Genomic DNA, 17,072 nt, shown 5'->3' on the forward strand with positions numbered 1-17,072 from the left:
TTTCGCGGAGGTGGTCGTGGCGGCATCGGTCCGTGGAGGCCAATTGAGTCGGCTTCTGGGTCAGTGGCATGCCTTGCCGGGTCGGCGCAGGAGTCCCGACTACGTCGCCCTGGCGGGCGCGATCCGCGGCCTGCTCTCCGACGGCCGACTCGCCCTGGGCATGCGGCTGCCCGCCGAGCGTGAACTGGCCGAGTCGCTCGGTGTGAGTCGTACCACGGTGACCGCGGCGTACCGGTCCCTGCGAGAGAGCGGCCACCTGATCAGCCGGCGCGGCGCCGGAAGCTTCTCCACACTGCCGAACGGGCACCGGGTGGCGACCTCCGGCCTGTGGACGCCTGCCGACGACCTCGACATGATCGACTTGGGCGTGGCGGCGTCCGCGGCGCCGGTCGAGCTGGTCGAGGCGGCGCGCGCGGCGGCCGACGACCTGCCGTGTTACCTGGGCAGCGCGGGCTATCATCCGACCGGTTTGATCGAGTTGCGCGAGGCGGTCGCCGACGGCTACACAGCCCGGGGCGTGCCGACCGCTGCCGACCAGATCCTCATCACCAGCGGCACCCAGCAGGCCCTCGACCTGGTGCTGCGGTTGAATGTGCCGGTGGGCGCCAGCGTCCTGGTGGAGTCGCCCACCTATCCGAACGCGTTGGCGGCACTCGCCGCGCGCCGGGCGCGAATCAGCACGCACGGGGTGGACGCGGCGAGCGGGTGGGACGGGGAGATGCTGCTCGGGACGATCCGGCAGCTACGGCCGCGGCTGGTCTACCTGATCCCCGAATTCCAGAACCCCACCGGCCACCTCATGTCGGCCGCCCTGCGCGAGCAACTGGTCGCCGCGGCGCACACCGCGGGCGCCGATCTCGTCGTCGACGAGTCATTCGTCGAACTGCCGCTGGACGGCGCGGGGGTGCCGCCCCCGGTGGCGCTGTTCGACAGGCGTTCCCGGGTGGTGTCGATCGGCGGGATGAGCAAGCCGTACTGGGGTGGCCTGCGCATCGGCTGGGTCCGCGCCTCGGCGCCGCTGGTGCAGCGGCTGGCCGCGCTCCGGGTCGGCGTCGACATGGCCAGCCCGGTCATCGAGCAACTCGTCGCCGTGCGGCTGCTGCGTCAGGCTCCGGCCATCGTGTCGGCACGCCGCGCGCAGCTCGCCGTCCGGCGTGCCGCACTCGTGCGGGCGTTGCGGGAGGAGCTGCCGGAGTGGAGCTTCCGGGTGCCGACCGGCGGCGTGATGCTCTGGGCCGAGCTGGACGGGCCGATTTCCAGCGCGCTTGCCCGGGCCGCCGAGGAGGTCGGTGTCCGGCTCGCCCCGGGACCACGCTTCGGCCTGGACGGCACGCTGGAGAGGTTCTTGCGCTTGCCGTTCAGCCTCCCGGAAGCCGACCTGGAAGACGCGGTACGCCGCATCGCCTCCGTGCGCCATGACCTGGACCGGGCGGCGCGCCCGTCGTGGCGTACGCCGACGGTCATCGCCTGACGGATGCCGGAACCGGCGGGTGTCACATCTGGACGAGGGTGCCCGAGTACATCTCGTCGATCTGCTTCGCGAAGTTGGTCTCGACGTTGCGCCGTTTGATCTTCATCGACGGGGTCATCTCGCCGGCTTCGATGCTGAGGTCCCGCGGGAGGATCGTGAACTTCTTGATCGTCTCCCAGCGGTTCAGCTTCTGGTTCAGCTCCTCGACGTACCCGGCGATGAGCTTCTCCGCCTCCGAACTGCAGCAGATCTCCTCGTAGCTCTTGCCGCCGGCCGGGCCGCCGGCGGCCCATGCGGTGATCGCGTCCTCGTCCAGTGAGATCAGCATGGTGACGTAATTGCGCGATTGCCCCACGACCACCACCTGCGACGTGTACGGGCACACGGCCTTGAACATGCCCTCGATGCGGCTGGGCGCGATGTATTTGCCGCCGGAGGTCTTGACCAGGTCCTTCTTGCGGTCGGTGATGGTGAGGTAGCCGTCGCTGTCGAGCTCGCCGATGTCACCGGTGCGGAAGAACCCGTCCGAGGTGAACACTTGGGCCGTCTCGGCGTCCAGGTTGTGGTAGCCGCGCATGACCGGGGCTCCGCGCAGCAACACCTCACCGTCCTCGTCGATGCGGCATTCCAGGTCGCCGAGCGGCTGCCCGACCGTGCCGATCTTGAGCTTGCCCATCCGGTTGACGAAGTTGGCCGCGCTGGACTCGGTCAGCCCGTAACCCTCCATGATGGGCAGGTTGGCGGCGGCGAAGAACTCCGCGATGTCCCGGCTCAACGGCGCCGACCCGCTGACCAGCACCCGGAGCCGACCACCGAGACGATCCTGGAGCTTGCGGAACACCAGGCGCTCGGCAATCGCGTACCGGGCCTTGAGGGCCAAGCCGACCGGACGGCCGTCCTGCTCGCGCCGGACCTTCTCCTTGCCGGTCGCGACCGCCCAAGAGAAGATCTTCGCCTTGGGGCCGCCCTCGCCGACGGCGGTGGTGACGGTCTTGTTGTATACCTTCTCGAAGATGCGCGGCGCCGCGCACATCAGCGTCGGGCGCACCAAAGCGAGCATGTCGACCAGCTTGTCCACCCGGCCGTCCACGTAGGTCGGCACGCCGACGTGCAGGATGCCGCACAGCAGGCTCTTGCCGAAGGAATGCGACAGCGGAAGCCACAGGTATTGCAGGTCGGTCGACTCGAACAGGCCGAGATCCTCCTGCGCCACGCCCTCCCAGGTCCAGCCGCCGTGCAGGAGCTGCACGCCCTTGGGCCGGCCGGTGGTGCCCGAGGTGTAAATCAGGGTGGCGATGTGCTCCGGGGTGATCTCCTTGACGTACCGCTCGATCGCCCCCGGGTCGCGGGCCAGGGCCGCGCGACCGCGCTCCTCCAAGTCCGCCAGGGTGACCTGGGGCGGAAGCGCCGAGGCGTCGGCCAGCCCGTCGATCAGCACCACGTGCGTCACCGAGGTGTCCGCGCCGGCGAGCTTGAGTGCTTGTTGCGGGTTCTCCGCCACCAGCACCTTGGAGCCGGAATCGGCCACGATGTACGCCGCGTCCTCCGGCTCGGTCGTCGGATAGACGGTTGTGGTGGCGCCGCCGGCGACGTTGACCCCGAGATCGGCCAGGATCCACTCCAGCCGGGTGCCGGAGAGGATCGCCACCCGATCCTCCAGGCCGACCCCCAGCTCGCGCATGCCGGCTGCCACCGCGCGTACGCGCTCACCGATCTCCGCCCAGGTCAGCCACTTGATGTCGGTGTCGTCCGCGGTCGGCACCGCGAAGGCCTTGCCGCTGGGTGTGGCGGCCACCCTTTTGAGGAGCATGTCGGGAATCGACCGGTACGGGACATCGAGAGCCATGCGGGCCGCCTTATGACTGTGCCGGCCAGTGACTGCGCCGGGTTGCGTTGCGGGTGCCAGGGTGCGTTACGTCGGTGTTACCGGAGGGTGTCCGTGTTACCGAAGGGTATTGCGGGCGTGGCTCGGAGGCCAGCGTCTCGGAGGCCAGCGTGCCGCGGCGAACGCCGCCTCCCGGTGGCGGCGTCGACCCCAGATCTTAGCCGTTGCGGCCGAGGCGGCTCGGATGCAGGCGGCCCTGCCTGGGATTGACTGAGTGCTCGGGTCGGGTGCTCGGGGGTCGGGGTCAGGTGCTTGGTGGCTCACGGAAATTGTCGTACACATGTTCGAAGATGCTCGCATGATCGAAGAGCTTGAGCAAGCGCGGGCCCGGACACAGAAGTGCGCCCTGGCACCCGCATGGTCGTTGACCGATGAACAGTTGATCGACGCGTTGGACACCGCGCATCGCGTGGAACAGGCTGCCGCGGCGGTAAAACTGCACCTGATACGCCAGATCGACCTGCGAGATCCGGAGCAAACCCGGGCATGGCGCACCACGGCGTCGTGGTTGCGCGATCACCTTCGACTCGATCCGCGTACGGCCCGTGACCTCGTCGCTCAGGCCGGCGCGGTCGCGCGTCATCCGCTGGTCGACCACGCGCTGAGCATGGGCGCGCTGGACCAGCGCCGCGCCGGGAGCGTGCTGGCCGCGCTGGACGAGCTGCCGCCCGAGGTCTCGACGGCAACCGTCGCCGCGGCGGAGTCGATGCTGACCGGCCTCGCCGAGGAATTCGCCCCCTCCCAGATGCGCAGGATCGGTGCCCGAGTGCTCGAGCACGTGGCCCCCGACGAAGCGAAACGGCTGGGGAAGAGCCTGCTGGAGCGGCAGGAGCGGCGGGCGCGCCGACGTCGCGCGTTCAGCCTGTCCGCGCCCGCCGACGGTCAGGTCTCGCTGCGGGGGACGCTGAGCGTGGAGGATGCCGCCGTCGTACGCGCGGCCCTCGATCCGTTGTGCCGGCCGTCCCGCTCGCCGGTCGCCTCCGACGAACGAACACCGCCGCAGTCCCGGGCCGACGCGCTCGTCGAGGTGTGCAACCTCGCGCTGCGCACCGGCGAACTGCCGTCGTCGACCGCCGGGCCCGCCCAGCTCGTGGTCACCGCGCCCTACGACGTGTTGGCCGGTGAATTCGGCCGGGGCCACTTGGACGCCGGAGAGCGCATCAGCGCCGCATCGGTGCGCAGGCTGGCGTGCGATGCCGGCATCCTTCCGATGGTGCTCGGCGGGGCAGGTCAGCCGCTCGACGTCGGCCGCGCACGCCGGGCGTTCACCGGGGCGCTGCGGCGAGCCGTGGTGACACGGGACCGCGGCTGCGCGTTCCCCGACTGCGACCGCCCGGCGCGCTGGACCGACGTCCATCACATCGTTTCCTGGCTCGACGGGGGTGAGACGAGCGTCCGCAACGGAGTGCTGCTCTGCCGGCGGCATCACCGTGTGGTTCATGAGGGCGAGTGGACGGTACGGGCGGGGCCGGACGGCGTTCCGGAGTTCGTGCCGCCGCGCGGGCACGCGCTTGGCCGGACGCGGCGCAATCGCTTTCATCGGCTGACATGAGCGTCGGGCGCGGTGACCGGGCGTGCTGTGCGGATGCCGCGGCTCATCGTCGCTGCGGCCGCCGATATGCCGACTGCTGCGGCGAACAGGAGCAGCGCCGTCGCCCCGTTCCATTGCGCCACCAAGACGCCGGCCAGGATCGGCGAGGCAGCGGACGCGGAGTTTGCGCAGAGAAAGATGACGCTCAACACCCTGCCCTGCAGATGATCTGGCGTGATGGCGGCCTGATGCCCGAACAAGGCTGCATTGCAAGCTGGACCTAGAAAAAGCGCCGCCGCCAGAGGGAACGCCATGGCGATGCCTCCGGCGAACGCCGCAGACAGCGCCAGGAGGCCGATGGACGCCCAGCAGATCATCCGGGAGAGCGTGGACAGCGGCAGCCTGCGCTGCAGCGGCGGGCACGCCAGCGCGCCGGCGAGGCCGCCGACCGCGGCGATCGTCTCGACCAGGCCGATGACTGCAGGCTCGGTACCGGTCCGCTGCAGCGAGATGATGATCGCGAAGATGGCGCCGCTCAGCGCGAAGTTCAGCGGTGCAGCAATGAGCAGGACAGCGCGCAGGAATGGATGCGAGATCGTGAAGTGGATGCCCTCGGTCAGGGCCGCGGCGTGTCCTGACGTCGGCTGATCACGGACGGCCTGCATCGGTTTGCGGATCAACGCCACGCCGGTGATCGAGAGGATGCTGGTGAGGGCGTTGCCCGCGAACGGCAGTGCGTGGGCGAGACCAAAGAGGAGGCCGCCGAGCGGTGGGCCGGCGAGGCCCGCCGCGTAGGTGCGCGCCTCGTTGCGCGCCACCGCCGTGGCCAGGTGCGATGCCGGGACGATGCTGCGCAAGGAGGCGTGCTCGACGGTGCTGAAGACGGTGCTGCCGCCGGCGTCGAAGACCGTGACAGCCAGGATGACGGTGATGCCCGCGTGCCCGGTCGCGACACTCGCTGCCAGGCCGACGAGTGCGGCAAGCCGGAATGCGTCGCAGGCGATCAGCGCGCGGCGCCGGTTCACCCGGTCTGCAAGGACGCCAGCAGGCAGCCGGGAGACGAGCCGGGCGATGAGCCCGACCGTACCGACCAGGCCGGCTTGCACCGGTGAGCGGGTGTACGTCAATACCAACAGTGGCATCGCCAACGCGCTGATCGAGGCGCCCAGATCGGAGAGAGACTGGCTGGTCCACAGCAGAGCGAAGTCGCGATTGCGCCACAAGGATGTCGACGGCGCGGGTGCGTTCACTCGGCGACTCTCCGTGGGTAGGCCAACAGCGCGATGACCACCGTTGCCGCGTCGTCGTCCTCGGCGCGTCCCGCCTCCTCATGGCGCGCGATGACCTCGCCGATCTCGCCGCGCAGGGCGGACAACCGGCCGGGCGTGAGGCGAACAATGGAGTCACCGGCTCCGGCCGCGCGGCGCCAGGGGGCGCTCCATTCTCCCCGTGCGACTTGCTCCCGGTAGGCGGCCGCGAGGCTGTCCCACGTCTGCAAAGCGGCGCGGTCCAAAGCGCCGACAGCCGCTGCTTGCAACGAGCGCGGATCGTCGCCGTCGTCGGAGAACACCGTCGTCGTGCTGGCGGCCTTCCACCAGCGTTCCCGGCCTCGGAGCCCCTTGCCGAGCTCCGGGGCATCGATCACGAATCCGTGTCGCGCCAGCGTCCGCAGGTGGTGGCTGGTCTGGCCGGAGTCGGTGTCGAGGCGGCGGGCGAGGATGGCGGCCGTGGCGGGGCCGTCGATGCGAAGTGACCCCATGATCAGCATGCGCAAGGGATGGGCCATGGCGCGCATCCGGCCCGGATCGGTGAGCCGCAGTCGTCCCGCGGTGGGTTCATCGGACGTTGCCGGGGCCGGGGGATCAGCATCCATCACCTCAACGTATCTATCGCAGAGAATCTATGCAATAGATGGTCGCGGTCACGTCCCGGCGCAGCGGCGCCGCCAACGGCGGGGGAGACCGATCCGGGCCGGCCTCGCCGCGCCGCTGCTGCCGGTTCACATGCCGAAGTCGGCGTCCTGCAGCCGTTCTGCCAGATCCTCCGGGCCGTCGATGTCGACCCGCGCCGCGCGTTGCCTGCCCGAGGCGAACAGCACCAGCTCGCCCGGTTCGCCGCTCAGCGTCGCGTGCGGTTCGCCGTCGCCGATGCGGACTTCGCCGTGACCCGGCGCGCGCACCAGCAGCGGCACTCCGGCCCGCCGCAGGGCGAAACGGCCGATCATGCGGACCGCGCCCCATAGCGCTTTCTGCTGGCCCTCGTCCAGGACGCGCGGCGCCCAGGCCGTACCGGCGCGACGGACGTCCTCGTGGTGGATGAAGAATTCCATCGCGTTGGCCAGTTCATCGGTCAGCGGATTGCTCAGCGGGCTCCACCAGGGCGGGTTGCGTACCAGCTCGATCAGGTCCGGATAGGCGCGGTCGGCCAGCGCCTGCCGTACGTGCTCGCCGTGTCCCGCCAGCGGCGGGACCAGCATGCCGATCGCCGCGTCCGGCCGGCGCTCACGTACGACGAGGTGCGCGGCCAGGTCCCGCGTCCGCCATCCGGCGCACAATGTCGGGGCGTCCGGGCCGGTCTCCAGCAGCAGGTCTGCGAGGCCGCTGCGTTCACGGCGCGCGTAGGCAGTCATGCCGCCGATCGTATGGGGTGTGTCGGCAGACACACGGTTTCGGGTGTCGTCGCGCGTCGCCGGTTCGGCAGGATGGATAGCGGTAAGGCCGGGAGCTTCGGCAGACACTTACAACAGGGTGGATCACTTGACCACGAGTGCCAGCCGGACGACGAGGGCCAGCCGGACGACGAGGGCCAGCCGGACGACGAGGGCCAGCCGGACGACGAGGGCCAGCCGGGACGTGGTGGCCCGCGGGCTGCGGGTGCTGGCCCAGGCGATCCGCACGGAACCCCGCGTGTTCGCCGTCGGGGTGGTGGGCAGCAGCCTCTTCGGCCTGTTGATCATCGCTAATTCCTACGTCGTCGGCTACGTCATCGGGCATGTCGTGGTGCCCGCGTTCACCGAGGGCCGGGCAGCTCTCGGCGGGACCATGCTGATCGCCAGCGCCTTCCTCGGGCTCAGTGTGCTGCGGGTCGCCAGCATCTTCGGCCGGCGGCTGGGCGCCGGCTGGATGCAGTTCCGGTTGCAGGCGCGGTATCGCCGCGCCGTCACCCGGCGTTACCTCGCCCTGCCGCCGTCCTGGCACCAACGGCACGCCACCGGCACACTGCTGTCCAACGCCAACTCCGACGTCGAGGCCGCGTTCGTGCCGATCGCACCGTTGCCGTTCGCCGTCGGCACCATCGTGATGATCCTCGGCGCCATGATCTCGCTGTTCGCCACCGATGTCGTGCTGGCGCTGGTCGGCGTGACGCTGTTCCCGGCGCTGTTCGGCCTCAACCTCATCTATTCCCGGCGGATGTCGCCGCGGCAGATCCGGGCCCAGCGGCTGCGTGCACGGGTGAGCGCTGTCGCGCACGAGAGCTTCGACGGCGCGCTCGTGGTCAAGACGATGGGCCGCGAGGCCGACGAGGCCGGGCGCTTCTCGGTGATCGTCTCCGAACTGCGCGACGCGCTGATCTCCGTGGGCCGCCTGCGCGGCCTGTTCGATCCGCTGATGGACGCCCTGCCCAGCATCGGCACGTTGTCCGTGCTGCTGCTCGGCGCCATCCGGCTGCAGTCCGGCGCGGTCAGTGTCGCCGAGCTGGTCAGCGTCGCGTTCCTGTTCACCGTGCTGGCCTTCCCGGTACGCGCGATCGGCTGGGTGGTCGCCGAGATGCCGCGCAGCGTGGCCGGGTGGGAACGGGTGTCCGCGGTGCTCGCGGCCGAAGGCGACCTCCGCTACGGCACCACCCGGCCGTCCGGCACCGGCGCCGGCGAGCTGAGCTTCGAGCGCGTCTGTTACCGGTACGCCGACGGGCCGCAGGTGCTGCACGACGTCACCTTCACGGTGCCCGCCGGGCGGACCGTGGCCCTGGTCGGCTCCACCGGCTCGGGCAAGTCGACGATCGCCTCGCTCGCGGTCCGCCTGGTCGACCCGACCTCCGGGACGGTGCAGGTCGACGGGCATGAGCTGCCGCACCTGTCCGGGACGGCGCTGGCCGCCACGTCCGCCCTGGTGCCTCAGGTGCCGTTCGTCTTCGACGACACGGTGCGTGGCAACGTGCTGCTGGACCGGGACGGTCTGGACGACGGCGACGCCTGGTCGGCGCTGCGGCTCGCCCAGGCCGACACGTTCGTCGACCGGCTGCCAGACGGCCTGGACACCGCCGTCGGCGAGCGCGGCGCGTCGCTGTCCGGTGGCCAGCGGCAGCGGCTCACCCTCGCCCGGGCGCTGGCCGGGCGTCCCCGGCTGCTGGTACTCGACGACGCCACCAGCGCGGTCGACCCGCGGGTGGAATCGGCCATCCTGTCGTCGCTGCGCGGGCGGGACACGGCCGCCTCGATCCTCGTGGTCGCGTACCGCCGGGCGACCATCGCGCTCGCCGACCAGGTGGTCTATCTGGACCACGGCCGTGTCGCCGCCCGCGGCACGCACGCCGAGCTGCTCGCCCGCGTTCCCGGGTACGCCGACCTGGTCACCGCGTACGAGCAGGCGGAGGACGCGGACCCGGTGAGCGCGTGACAGCCGTACGCGAGGAGGGCGCCCTCGCCACCGTGCGCCGCGGTCTGGTGCTCTCGCCCGAGCTGCGACCCGGCCTGGCCGGCACGCTGGCCCTGGCGACCGTCTCCATGGCCGGCCGGGTCGCCGTGCCGATCGCCGTCCAGCAGGGCATCGACCGGGGCATCCGCGCCCCCGGCGGCCCGGACCTGAGCATCGTGGTCATCATCGTGGCGATCACCGCGTCGGTCCTGGTGGTGTCCACCACGTGCGGATACTGGATGACCCGCCGCCTGTTCACGGTCAGCGAGACCGCGCTCGGGGCGCTGCGGTCGCGTACCTTCCGGCACATCCACGACCTGTCCACGCTGCACCAGCAGTCCGAACGGCGCGGCTCGCTGGTCTCCCGGGTCACCGGCGACGTCGACCAGATCAGCCAGTTCCTGCAGACCGGCGGCATCATGCTGCTGCTCACCTCGGGTCAGCTCGTGGTGACCACCGTTGTCATGGCGGTCTACTCCTGGCAGCTCACCCTGGTCGTGTTCGCTGCGTTCCTGCCCGCCGCGGTGGTGATACGGCTGTTCCAGCGCAGACTCGCGGCGGCCTACCGCACGGTCCGCGAACGGACCGGCGTCATGCTCGGCACCATCGGCGAGAGCGTCGTCGGTGCGACAGTCATCCGGGCGTACGGGGTGGCCGGGCGCACCGAGAAACGGCAGGACGCCGCCATCGACGGCTTGCGCGTCGCCCAGCAGCGCGCCCTGCGCACCAGCGTGATCAGCTTCTCCACCGGCGAGCTGGCCGCCGGGCTGGCGCTGGCCGCGGTGGTGGTCGTCGGGGTGCTGCTCGGCGTGGACGGCGGGCTGACCGTGGGCGAGCTGACCGCGTTCCTGTTCCTGGTTACGCTCTTCATCCAGCCGGTGCAGATCGCCACCGAGGTGCTCAACGAGGCGCAGAACGCGGTGGCCGGCTGGCGCCGGGTGCTGGACGTGCTCGACATCGAACCGGACGTGGCCGATCCGGGCGAGCACGGTGTGCCGTTGCCGCCGGGTCCGCTGTCGGTGCGGTTCCACGACGTCGCGTACCGCTATCCCGGCGGTCCGATCGTGCTGTCCGGGGTCGACCTGGAGATCCCGGCGCGCACCAAGGTCGCCGTGGTGGGGGAGACCGGCAGCGGCAAGACCACGTTCGCGAAGCTGCTCACGCGCCTGATGGACCCGGTCTCCGGCGAGGTCACGCTGTCCGGAGCGGCGCTGACCGCGGTGCCGTTCGTATCGCTGCGCGCACGGGTGGTGATGGTGCCGCAGGACGGGTTCCTGTTCGACGCCACCGTGGCGGAGAACGTGCGTTTCGCCCGGCCCGGCCTGTCCGACGACGAACTGCGCGGGGCGTTCGCCGAACTGGGACTCGCCGACTGGGCGGCCGGGCTGCCGCACGGCACGGACACCCCGGTGGGCGAGCGCGGCGAGGCGCTCAGCGTCGGAGAGCGGCAGTTGGTCGCCCTGGTACGCGCGTACGTCGCGGACCCGGACCTGCTCGTGCTGGACGAGGCGACCAGCGCCGTCGACCCGGCCACCGAGGTGCGCCTGCAGCGCGCCTTGGATGCGGTGACCCGGGGACGCACCACCGTGGCGATCGCGCACCGGCTGTCCACTGCCGAGTCCGCCGACGAGGTGATCGTGGTGGACGCGGGCCGCGTGGTGCAGCGCGGCCCGCATGCCCGGCTGGTCACCGAGACCGACGGCATTTACGCCAAGTTGTACGCCTCATGGCTGGAGCAGACCCGCTGAACCGGGCCCCGCGCTGCGAGGCTCACCGCGCGGAGAGGCTCACTGCGCGGAGAGGCTCACTGCGCGGAGAAGATCACCGCGCGTAGAAGATCACCGCGCGTAGAACTCGACGACCAGTTGCTCATCGCACGTCACCGGGATCTCGGTGCGCTCCGCCCGGCGCAGCACGGTGGTGCGCAGCTCGTCCAGCACGGTGGACAGGTACGGCGCGGACCGCCCGTCGGCGTGTGCGCCCGCGGCCGCGATACGGAACGGCGGTTTCTGCCGGCTGCGTTCGCGCACCGCCACCACCTGGCCGGGGCGCAACCGGTACGACGGCCGGTCCACCTTCCGGCCGTCCACCGCGAAGTGGCCGTGCGACACGAGCTGACGCGCCTGATAGATGGTGCGGGCCAGCCCGGCGCGGGCGACGGTGGCGTCGAGGCGGCTCTCCAGGAGCGCGACCATCGTCTCGCCGGTCTTGCCGGGTCCGCGGTGTGCGTCGTCGTACGCCCGGCGCATCTGCGCCTCGCTGATGTTGTACTGATGCCGCAGGCGCTGCTTCTCCAGCAGGCGCACCTGGTAGTCGGACTGTTTGCGGCGGCTCCGGCCGTGCACGCCCGGTGGGAAGGGACGCCGCTCGAAGTACTTCACGCATTTGCGGGTGAGCGGGATGCCGAGGGCCCGCGACAGTTTCGCCTTGGGACGGGGGTTGTTCACCGACACTCCTGTATGGTTAGCCTTGCCTAACTAAGGTAAGCCTAACCGGTCCCCGGAGGTTCGTGACATGCAGCCCACCCACGCCGAGGTCGCCCGCACCCTCGCGGCCGGTCACCTGCCCGCCACGGCGCAGATAGCCTGCCGGGCCGGGCGGTTCCCGGTTCGGCACGTCACTGACACGCACGGGCGTGTGCTGCTGCTCACCCCGCGCGACGGCACCCTCGCCGCCGCCCTGACGCCGGTCGACGGTTCCGGCGACGTCGCGCTCGTGCTGGACATCGCCGACGTGCCGCCGACCACGGGCGGTCCGTCGACGGGCCGGGTGTACCTCGCCGGCTGGGCGGCCCGGCTCGACGGCGACCAGGCGCGCGCCGCAGCCCTCGACTACGCCGACGTCGACGCCGCTCCGGACCTGCTCGACGTCGGCGACACCCGGCTGCTGCATCGGATGCACGTCGCCGAGATCCGCTGCGACCGGGACGGCGAGACGTTCCCCGTCGACCCGGACGAGTACGCCGCAGCCACCCCCGACCCGTTGCGCATCGTCGAGTTCGATCTGCTCGCCGACCTGGTGGGTCATCACCGGGCGGAGCTGGACGCGGCGGTGCGCCGGCACCTGGGCCCGGCCGCCCGTGCCGCAGCCGGCGACATCGTGCCGGTGCGTCTCGACCGGTACGGCGTGGTCCTGCGGCTGGGTGAACGGCTGGCGCGTCTGGCCTTCGCCCGGCCGGTGCGGGACCGGCACGACCTGGCACACCTGCTGCACCCGATGCTCTGCCCGCGCTGCGCCACCGACTGATCGCCTCGGCGGCGCAGCGGCGGGGACGGCAGCGGCGGGGACGGCAGCGGCCGGGATCACGGCCGCCGGGGGATCAAAGCTGCGGCAGATCACCGGTCAGATAGTGCTGCACGCTGGGGCCGACCGCTCGGGTCAGCGCCTCGGCCGGCATGCTCGCCACCGGCTCAATCCGCAGCACGTACCGGACGAACAGCAGGCCGGCGATCTGCGTGGCCGTCAGCGCGGACCGGATCGGCGCCTCCGCCGGATCCAGGCTCAACTCGGTCACCGCGCGGCGCAGCACCTGGGTGACCACGAACTCGCGCATGAGGCGGGCGGTCCACTCGTTGGACAGCGCGGAGCGGAAGACAGCGAGGGCGGCCGCGCCCGCCGGGCTGTCCCAGATGCGCAGCACCAGCCCGACCAGGCGCACACCCGCCGACTCGCGCGGGCCGGCCAGCGCCTCGGGCAGCAGCTTCGACGGGTCGATCGGCATGTTCATGCTGGCCAGGAAGAGCTTGTCCTTGGTGCCGAAATAGTGGTGCACCAGCGCTGGATCCACCTCCGCGGCGCCCGCGATGGCGCGGATCGACGCCTTGTCGTATCCGCGCTCGGCGAACACGGCGCGGGCAGCGTGCAGGATGGACTGCCGGGTGTCCTGGTTACCCGGTCGCCGCCCGGTGCGCCGTACCACGTCAGCCCGTCCTTCGCCGTAACGTCGCCGCGGCCATGACCAGGGCGAGCACCGCCGCGCCAGCCACCACCAACAGGTCCCGCCACATCGTCATGGTGGGGTTTGGGTGAGCCCCGACCTGCATCAGCGCCTCCACCGCGTAGGACAGCGGCAGCGCGTCGCTGACGCCCTGAAGCCATCCCGACATCTGCCCGCGGGGCACGAACAGCCCGCACAGCAAAAGCTGCGGCACGACCACCACCGGGAGAAACTGTACGGCCTGGAATTCGGTGTGTGCGAAGGCACTGCAGAACAAGCCGAGGGCGACCCCCAGCACCGCGTTGACCACCGCGATCACGACCACGATGCCGGCGCCGCCGTTGGTGGAGAGACCGAGCAGCCAGTACGCCGCACCGACCGCCACCGACGCCTGAACGGCCGCGGCGAGGCTGAAGGCCAGCCCGTACCCGAACAGCAGATCGAGCTTGGCCAGCGGGGTGGTGAGCAACCGTTCCAGCGTTCCAGTGGTGCGTTCGCGGAGCATCGCGATGCTGGTCACCAAGAACATGATCACGAAGGGGAACACCCCGAGCATGATCAGGGCGATCCGGTCGAAGGTGGGCCCGGCGTTGTCGTACATGAAATAGAGCAGCGAGAGCAACGCCGCCGGGACCACCAGCAGCAGGGCGACGGTACGGCGGTCGTGGCGCAACTGGCGCAGGATCCGTCCGGCCGTGGCCAGGGTGATGCGTACGCTCATCGGGTCGCCTCCTGCGGTGCGTGTTCGGTCTCCTGCTCGCGGATCATCTGCAGGAAGGCGGCTTCGAGGTCGTCGGTGGCGGTGGCTGCCCGGATCGCTGCCGGAGTGTCGTCGGCCACCAGCCGGCCCTCCCGGATCAGCAGCAGCCGGTCGCACCGTCCGGCCTCGTCCATGACGTGGCTGGAGACCAGCAATGTGGTTCCGGCGTCGGCGAGGTCGTGGAACTTCCCCCACAGGTCGGCCCGCAGCACCGGGTCCTGGCCCACCGTCGGCTCGTCCAGCACCAGCACCCCGGGCCGGCCGAGCATGGCGCAGGCCAGCGAGGCGCGGCTGCGCTGACCGCCGGACAGGTTGCCGACCAGTTGACTCGCGGCGGGCTTGAGGCCGACGTCGTCGATCGCTCGGCCCGCCTCGGCGGCGCCGAGGCCGTGCAGCGCCGCGAAGTAGCGCACGTTCTCCCGCACCGACAGATCCGCGTAGACGCTGGGTGCCTGAGTCACGTAGCCGACCGCGTGACGCAACTCCGCCGCGCCGGCCGCTCGGCCGAGCACGGTCACCGTGCCGGACACGACGATCTGCACGCCGACGACGGCGCGGATCAGGGTGGTCTTGCCGCTGCCGCTCGGCCCGAGCAGCCCGGCGACGCAACCGGCCGGCACCGCGCACGAGATGCCGTGCAGCACCCGCCGCCCGCCGCGGTCGACCACCAGGTCGCGAACCTGGATGGCGTCCTCCATGGTCATCCCTCCCTCGGTGTGGCCCGCAGCCGCGGCTTCGCCCACGGATCCGGACGCGCACCCCGGAAAACTCATCGTCTGTTGATTTCAACGCTAGATGAATTTCTCGTACGCGTCCATGGCAGCCGGTCCCGCGGCATGCCCCCTGTTTTGGCGCATGCTGAACGGGCCGTCGCGGCCCTGTTGGGCGTGGCGGCTCTGTTGGGCGTGGCGGCGGGTCAGAGGGAGAGGAGACGTTCCAGGAACTCGCGGTATGCGCCCATGGCCATCCGCATGCTCTCCGTGTCCGGAGTACGGGCATCCGGAGTCTCGTCGCCGGGGCCTTCGCCTCCCGGACCGGAGCCTGCGCTGGGCCTCTCGCTGCTGGGCCTCTCGCTGCTGGGCCTGTCGGCGCTGGGCCTGCCGCTGCTGGGCCTGCCGGAGCCGGGCCTGCCGGAGCCGGGCCTGCCGGAGCGGTGGTGCAACGGATCCAACTGGTCGCGTTCCGCCAGCAAGGACTGGGTGAGCTCGTCGACCGCGTCGGTCAGCAACTCGTGCGCCTTGGTCAGTGCGGTCACCGGATCGTCGACGAAGTCCGCCTTCACCTCGTGCCAGGCGGTGCGGTACCGCTTGACGGCGGCGTCGTCCCAGAACGCGATGAACGTCTGGCCCACGTCGCCGGGGCGCATCGGCCGGTCCGGCCCCGCGGCGGTGCGCCTACCGGGGTCTTCCGCGGGCTCCTCGGTCACGGGAGCGTCGGCGCCCGCGTCAGCAGTCTTGTCGGCGGCGGCCGTGCCGGTGGGCGGCGCGGAGCGCGGTGCGGCATCCGCTGCCGGGTTGGTTGAGGAACCCGGCCACGGAGCTTCCGGTGCGGACACCGGGTAGCGGCCGGCGGCCGGCGGCGTCTGGTCGGCCAAGGTGGGCACGCCCGAGGTGGGCACCGATGCCCAGGCAGAGACGGCCGGAGCGCCCGACCGGCCGGATCCCGCCCTCGGGGATCCGGAGGCGTCCGGGGTGTTCGCGCGTGCACCGGCCGGTTGCGCAGGCGTACTCGCCACTTCCGCGGTCGGCATGTCCGGCTTCGCCATATCCGATTCAGTCATCTCCGCCTTCGGGTTCTCCGCCTTCGGGTCCGCCGTGTCCCGGATCGCCATCTTCCGGGACACCTGTTCCGCCGACGCCGAATCCGAGGATTCCGCCGTCGTCGATGCCGGATTCGGGGACGCCGGAGGGGCAGGTGCCGGATGCGGGGAGGCCGGATGCGGGGAGGCCGAAGGCGGGGAGGCCGGATGGGGAGACGCCGGGGTTGGGGATGCCGCCTTCGGGGGCTCCGCGTTGGGGTCCGCCTGATGAGGGACGGACGGCTCGAATGCGAACGGCGCCTTGCCGGCCAGGCCGCCGTCGGCGAGGCGCCCGTTGCCCGGGGCCTCGGTGGCCGGGCTCGGGCCGGGCTGTGTGCCCCCGGGCTGTGTGCCTCCGGGCTGTGTGCCTCCGGGCTGTGTGGCCCCGGGCTGTGTGGCCCCGGGCTGTGCGCTCCCGGGCTGTGCCGGGGTGGGCCGTGCCGGGCCGGTCTGCGATGGACTGGTCTGCGATGGACTGGTCTGCGATGAGTTCGGCTCGGCCGGGCCGAACTGGCGGGTGCCTGCCTGGGCGGACGGTGCCCAAGGCGAGCCCGTCGGCGCCGCCGCGTCCCGTTGCGCGCCGGGCGGTGGCAGGCTCGTTCGGGGCGTCGCCTTCTGCGGGCCGGATGGTTGCGGGCCGGATGGTTCCGGCCGGGACGGCTGGGGTCCGCTCGGGGTGCCTGCTCTCGGTGCGCCACGGCCCGGTGCGCCAGCCGGCCCGCCAACGGAGCCAGGCCCGCCCGAGCCAGGGCCGCCCGAGCCAGGGCCGCCCGAGCCAGGGCCGCCCGAGCTGGGACCTGCGGGTGTGGGACCTGCCGAGGTCGCTCCGGCCGAGCCCGGCCGATCCGTTGCCGGGCCATCCGACGAGGCCGAGCCACCCGACGATGCCGGCCTGGACTGGGCTGGCGCGGACTGGGCTGGCGCGGACTGTGCTGGCGCGGGCTCAGGATCCGGGCTCGGGAGGGCGAACGGCGAGGGCGCTCCCGGACCGCCGAGGGGGAAGGAGAGCGAACCACCGCCCCCGGGAGTCGGGCCGACCGGGCGGAACGAACCCTG

15 protein-coding genes are annotated in these 17,072 nt (G+C 71.5%); 5 read left to right on the plus strand and 10 right to left on the minus strand.

Translation table 11 applies throughout. From position 1 onward, the window contains the following. The first annotated feature begins 16 nt into the window (after nucleotides 1–16). The gene (yczR, locus tag IEY73_RS00405) at nucleotides 17–1,471 is read left to right on the plus strand and encodes a MocR-like transcription factor YczR (RefSeq protein WP_189076999.1); all 1,455 of its coding nucleotides are present in this window, start codon (nucleotides 17–19) and stop codon (nucleotides 1,469–1,471) included. A gap of 22 nt (nucleotides 1,472–1,493) precedes the next feature. On the opposite strand, the gene IEY73_RS00410 is transcribed toward yczR, so the two are convergent. Beyond that, nucleotides 1,494–3,317, minus strand: a complete 1,824-nt coding sequence (locus tag IEY73_RS00410) for an AMP-dependent synthetase/ligase (RefSeq protein ID WP_189077000.1) — start codon at nucleotides 3,315–3,317, stop codon at nucleotides 1,494–1,496. A gap of 337 nt (nucleotides 3,318–3,654) precedes the next feature. Here IEY73_RS00410 and IEY73_RS00415 point away from each other — a divergent pair, with 337 nt between their 5' ends. Continuing rightward, on the plus strand, nucleotides 3,655–4,908 hold the full coding sequence (locus IEY73_RS00415; protein WP_189077001.1) for an HNH endonuclease signature motif containing protein: 1,254 nt from the start codon (nucleotides 3,655–3,657) through the stop codon (nucleotides 4,906–4,908). Here IEY73_RS00415 and IEY73_RS00420 read toward each other — a convergent pair. The 4 genes from IEY73_RS00420 to IEY73_RS00435 all read right to left on the minus strand — a co-directional run bounded on the left by IEY73_RS00420 (nucleotide 4,893) and on the right by IEY73_RS00435 (nucleotide 7,783). Beyond that, nucleotides 4,893–6,137 carry an MFS transporter gene (locus IEY73_RS00420; protein ID WP_189077002.1) on the minus strand — a complete coding sequence of 415 codons (1,245 nt, stop codon included), beginning with the start codon at nucleotides 6,135–6,137 and terminating at the stop codon, nucleotides 4,893–4,895. The genes IEY73_RS00415 and IEY73_RS00420 overlap by 16 nt on opposite strands. Then, on the minus strand, nucleotides 6,134–6,760 hold the full coding sequence (locus tag IEY73_RS00425; protein WP_189077003.1) for a winged helix-turn-helix domain-containing protein: 627 nt from the start codon (nucleotides 6,758–6,760) through the stop codon (nucleotides 6,134–6,136). Before IEY73_RS00425 ends, IEY73_RS00420 begins: the two co-directional genes overlap by 4 nt. A 126-nt stretch (nucleotides 6,761–6,886) precedes the next feature. Beyond that, the gene (locus tag IEY73_RS00430; RefSeq protein ID WP_189077004.1) at nucleotides 6,887–7,516 is read right to left on the minus strand and encodes a TIGR03085 family metal-binding protein; all 630 of its coding nucleotides are present in this window, start codon (nucleotides 7,514–7,516) and stop codon (nucleotides 6,887–6,889) included. Nucleotides 7,517–7,639: 123 nt separating this feature from the next. Next, nucleotides 7,640–7,783 carry a hypothetical protein gene (locus IEY73_RS00435; protein ID WP_189077855.1) on the minus strand — a complete coding sequence of 48 codons (144 nt, stop codon included), beginning with the start codon at nucleotides 7,781–7,783 and terminating at the stop codon, nucleotides 7,640–7,642. Here IEY73_RS00435 and IEY73_RS00440 point away from each other — a divergent pair. Continuing rightward, nucleotides 7,740–9,503 carry an ABC transporter ATP-binding protein gene (locus tag IEY73_RS00440; RefSeq protein ID WP_189077747.1) on the plus strand — a complete coding sequence of 588 codons (1,764 nt, stop codon included), beginning with the start codon at nucleotides 7,740–7,742 and terminating at the stop codon, nucleotides 9,501–9,503. The genes IEY73_RS00435 and IEY73_RS00440 overlap by 44 nt on opposite strands. Further along, the gene (locus IEY73_RS00445; RefSeq protein ID WP_189077005.1) at nucleotides 9,500–11,269 is read left to right on the plus strand and encodes an ABC transporter ATP-binding protein; all 1,770 of its coding nucleotides are present in this window, start codon (nucleotides 9,500–9,502) and stop codon (nucleotides 11,267–11,269) included. The genes IEY73_RS00440 and IEY73_RS00445 overlap by 4 nt, the downstream gene beginning before the upstream one ends. Nucleotides 11,270–11,359: 90 nt before the next feature. Here the strand turns inward: IEY73_RS00445 and rpsD are convergent, their stop codons facing one another. Beyond that, nucleotides 11,360–11,968, minus strand: coding sequence for a 30S ribosomal protein S4 (gene rpsD, locus IEY73_RS00450; RefSeq protein ID WP_189077006.1), 609 nt, complete (start codon nucleotides 11,966–11,968; stop codon nucleotides 11,360–11,362). Nucleotides 11,969–12,035: 67 nt separating this feature from the next. On the opposite strand from rpsD, the gene IEY73_RS00455 reads away from it, so the two are divergent. Next, nucleotides 12,036–12,767 carry a DUF2470 domain-containing protein gene (locus tag IEY73_RS00455; RefSeq protein WP_189077007.1) on the plus strand — a complete coding sequence of 244 codons (732 nt, stop codon included), beginning with the start codon at nucleotides 12,036–12,038 and terminating at the stop codon, nucleotides 12,765–12,767. Nucleotides 12,768–12,840: 73 nt separating this feature from the next. Here IEY73_RS00455 and IEY73_RS00460 read toward each other — a convergent pair whose 3' ends face one another. From IEY73_RS00460 to IEY73_RS00475, 4 genes are all read right to left on the minus strand, one after another. Further along, nucleotides 12,841–13,440 (minus strand): TetR/AcrR family transcriptional regulator, encoded by a 600-nt coding sequence (locus tag IEY73_RS00460; RefSeq protein WP_189077008.1) that lies wholly within the window; start codon nucleotides 13,438–13,440, stop codon nucleotides 12,841–12,843. A gap of 1 nt (nucleotide 13,441) precedes the next feature. Beyond that, entirely contained in the window at nucleotides 13,442–14,179 is a 738-nt protein-coding gene (locus IEY73_RS00465) for an ABC transporter permease (protein ID WP_189077009.1), read from the minus strand. After that, nucleotides 14,176–14,916, minus strand: a complete 741-nt coding sequence (locus tag IEY73_RS00470; protein WP_189077010.1) for an ABC transporter ATP-binding protein — start codon at nucleotides 14,914–14,916, stop codon at nucleotides 14,176–14,178. Before IEY73_RS00470 ends, IEY73_RS00465 begins: the two co-directional genes overlap by 4 nt. Nucleotides 14,917–15,134: 218 nt before the next feature. Next, the gene (locus IEY73_RS00475; RefSeq protein WP_189077011.1) at nucleotides 15,135–16,049 is read right to left on the minus strand and encodes a hypothetical protein; all 915 of its coding nucleotides are present in this window, start codon (nucleotides 16,047–16,049) and stop codon (nucleotides 15,135–15,137) included. Nucleotides 16,050–17,072 lie beyond the last annotated feature (1,023 nt).

It is taken from the genome of Mangrovihabitans endophyticus (genome assembly GCF_014646155.1).
In the GTDB taxonomy this organism is placed as follows: Bacteria; Actinomycetota; Actinomycetes; order Mycobacteriales; family Micromonosporaceae; genus Actinoplanes; species Actinoplanes endophyticus.

Excerpts from the sequence above, each read along its gene's own strand:
- IEY73_RS00410 (WP_189077000.1), bottom strand. The coding sequence starts at position 3,317 with ATGGCTCTCGATGTCCCGTACCGGTCGATTCCCGACATGCTCCTCAAA.
- IEY73_RS00415 (WP_189077001.1), top strand. The coding sequence starts at position 3,655 with ATGATCGAAGAGCTTGAGCAAGCGCGGGCCCGGACACAGAAGTGCGCC.
- IEY73_RS00425 (WP_189077003.1), bottom strand. The coding sequence starts at position 6,760 with ATGGATGCTGATCCCCCGGCCCCGGCAACGTCCGATGAACCCACCGCG.
- IEY73_RS00430 (WP_189077004.1), bottom strand. The coding sequence starts at position 7,516 with ATGACTGCCTACGCGCGCCGTGAACGCAGCGGCCTCGCAGACCTGCTG.
- IEY73_RS00455 (WP_189077007.1), top strand. The coding sequence starts at position 12,036 with ATGCAGCCCACCCACGCCGAGGTCGCCCGCACCCTCGCGGCCGGTCAC.
- IEY73_RS00465 (WP_189077009.1), bottom strand. The coding sequence starts at position 14,179 with ATGAGCGTACGCATCACCCTGGCCACGGCCGGACGGATCCTGCGCCAG.
- IEY73_RS00470 (WP_189077010.1), bottom strand. The coding sequence starts at position 14,916 with ATGGAGGACGCCATCCAGGTTCGCGACCTGGTGGTCGACCGCGGCGGG.
- IEY73_RS00475 (WP_189077011.1), bottom strand. The coding sequence starts at position 16,049 with ATGGCGATCCGGGACACGGCGGACCCGAAGGCGGAGAACCCGAAGGCG.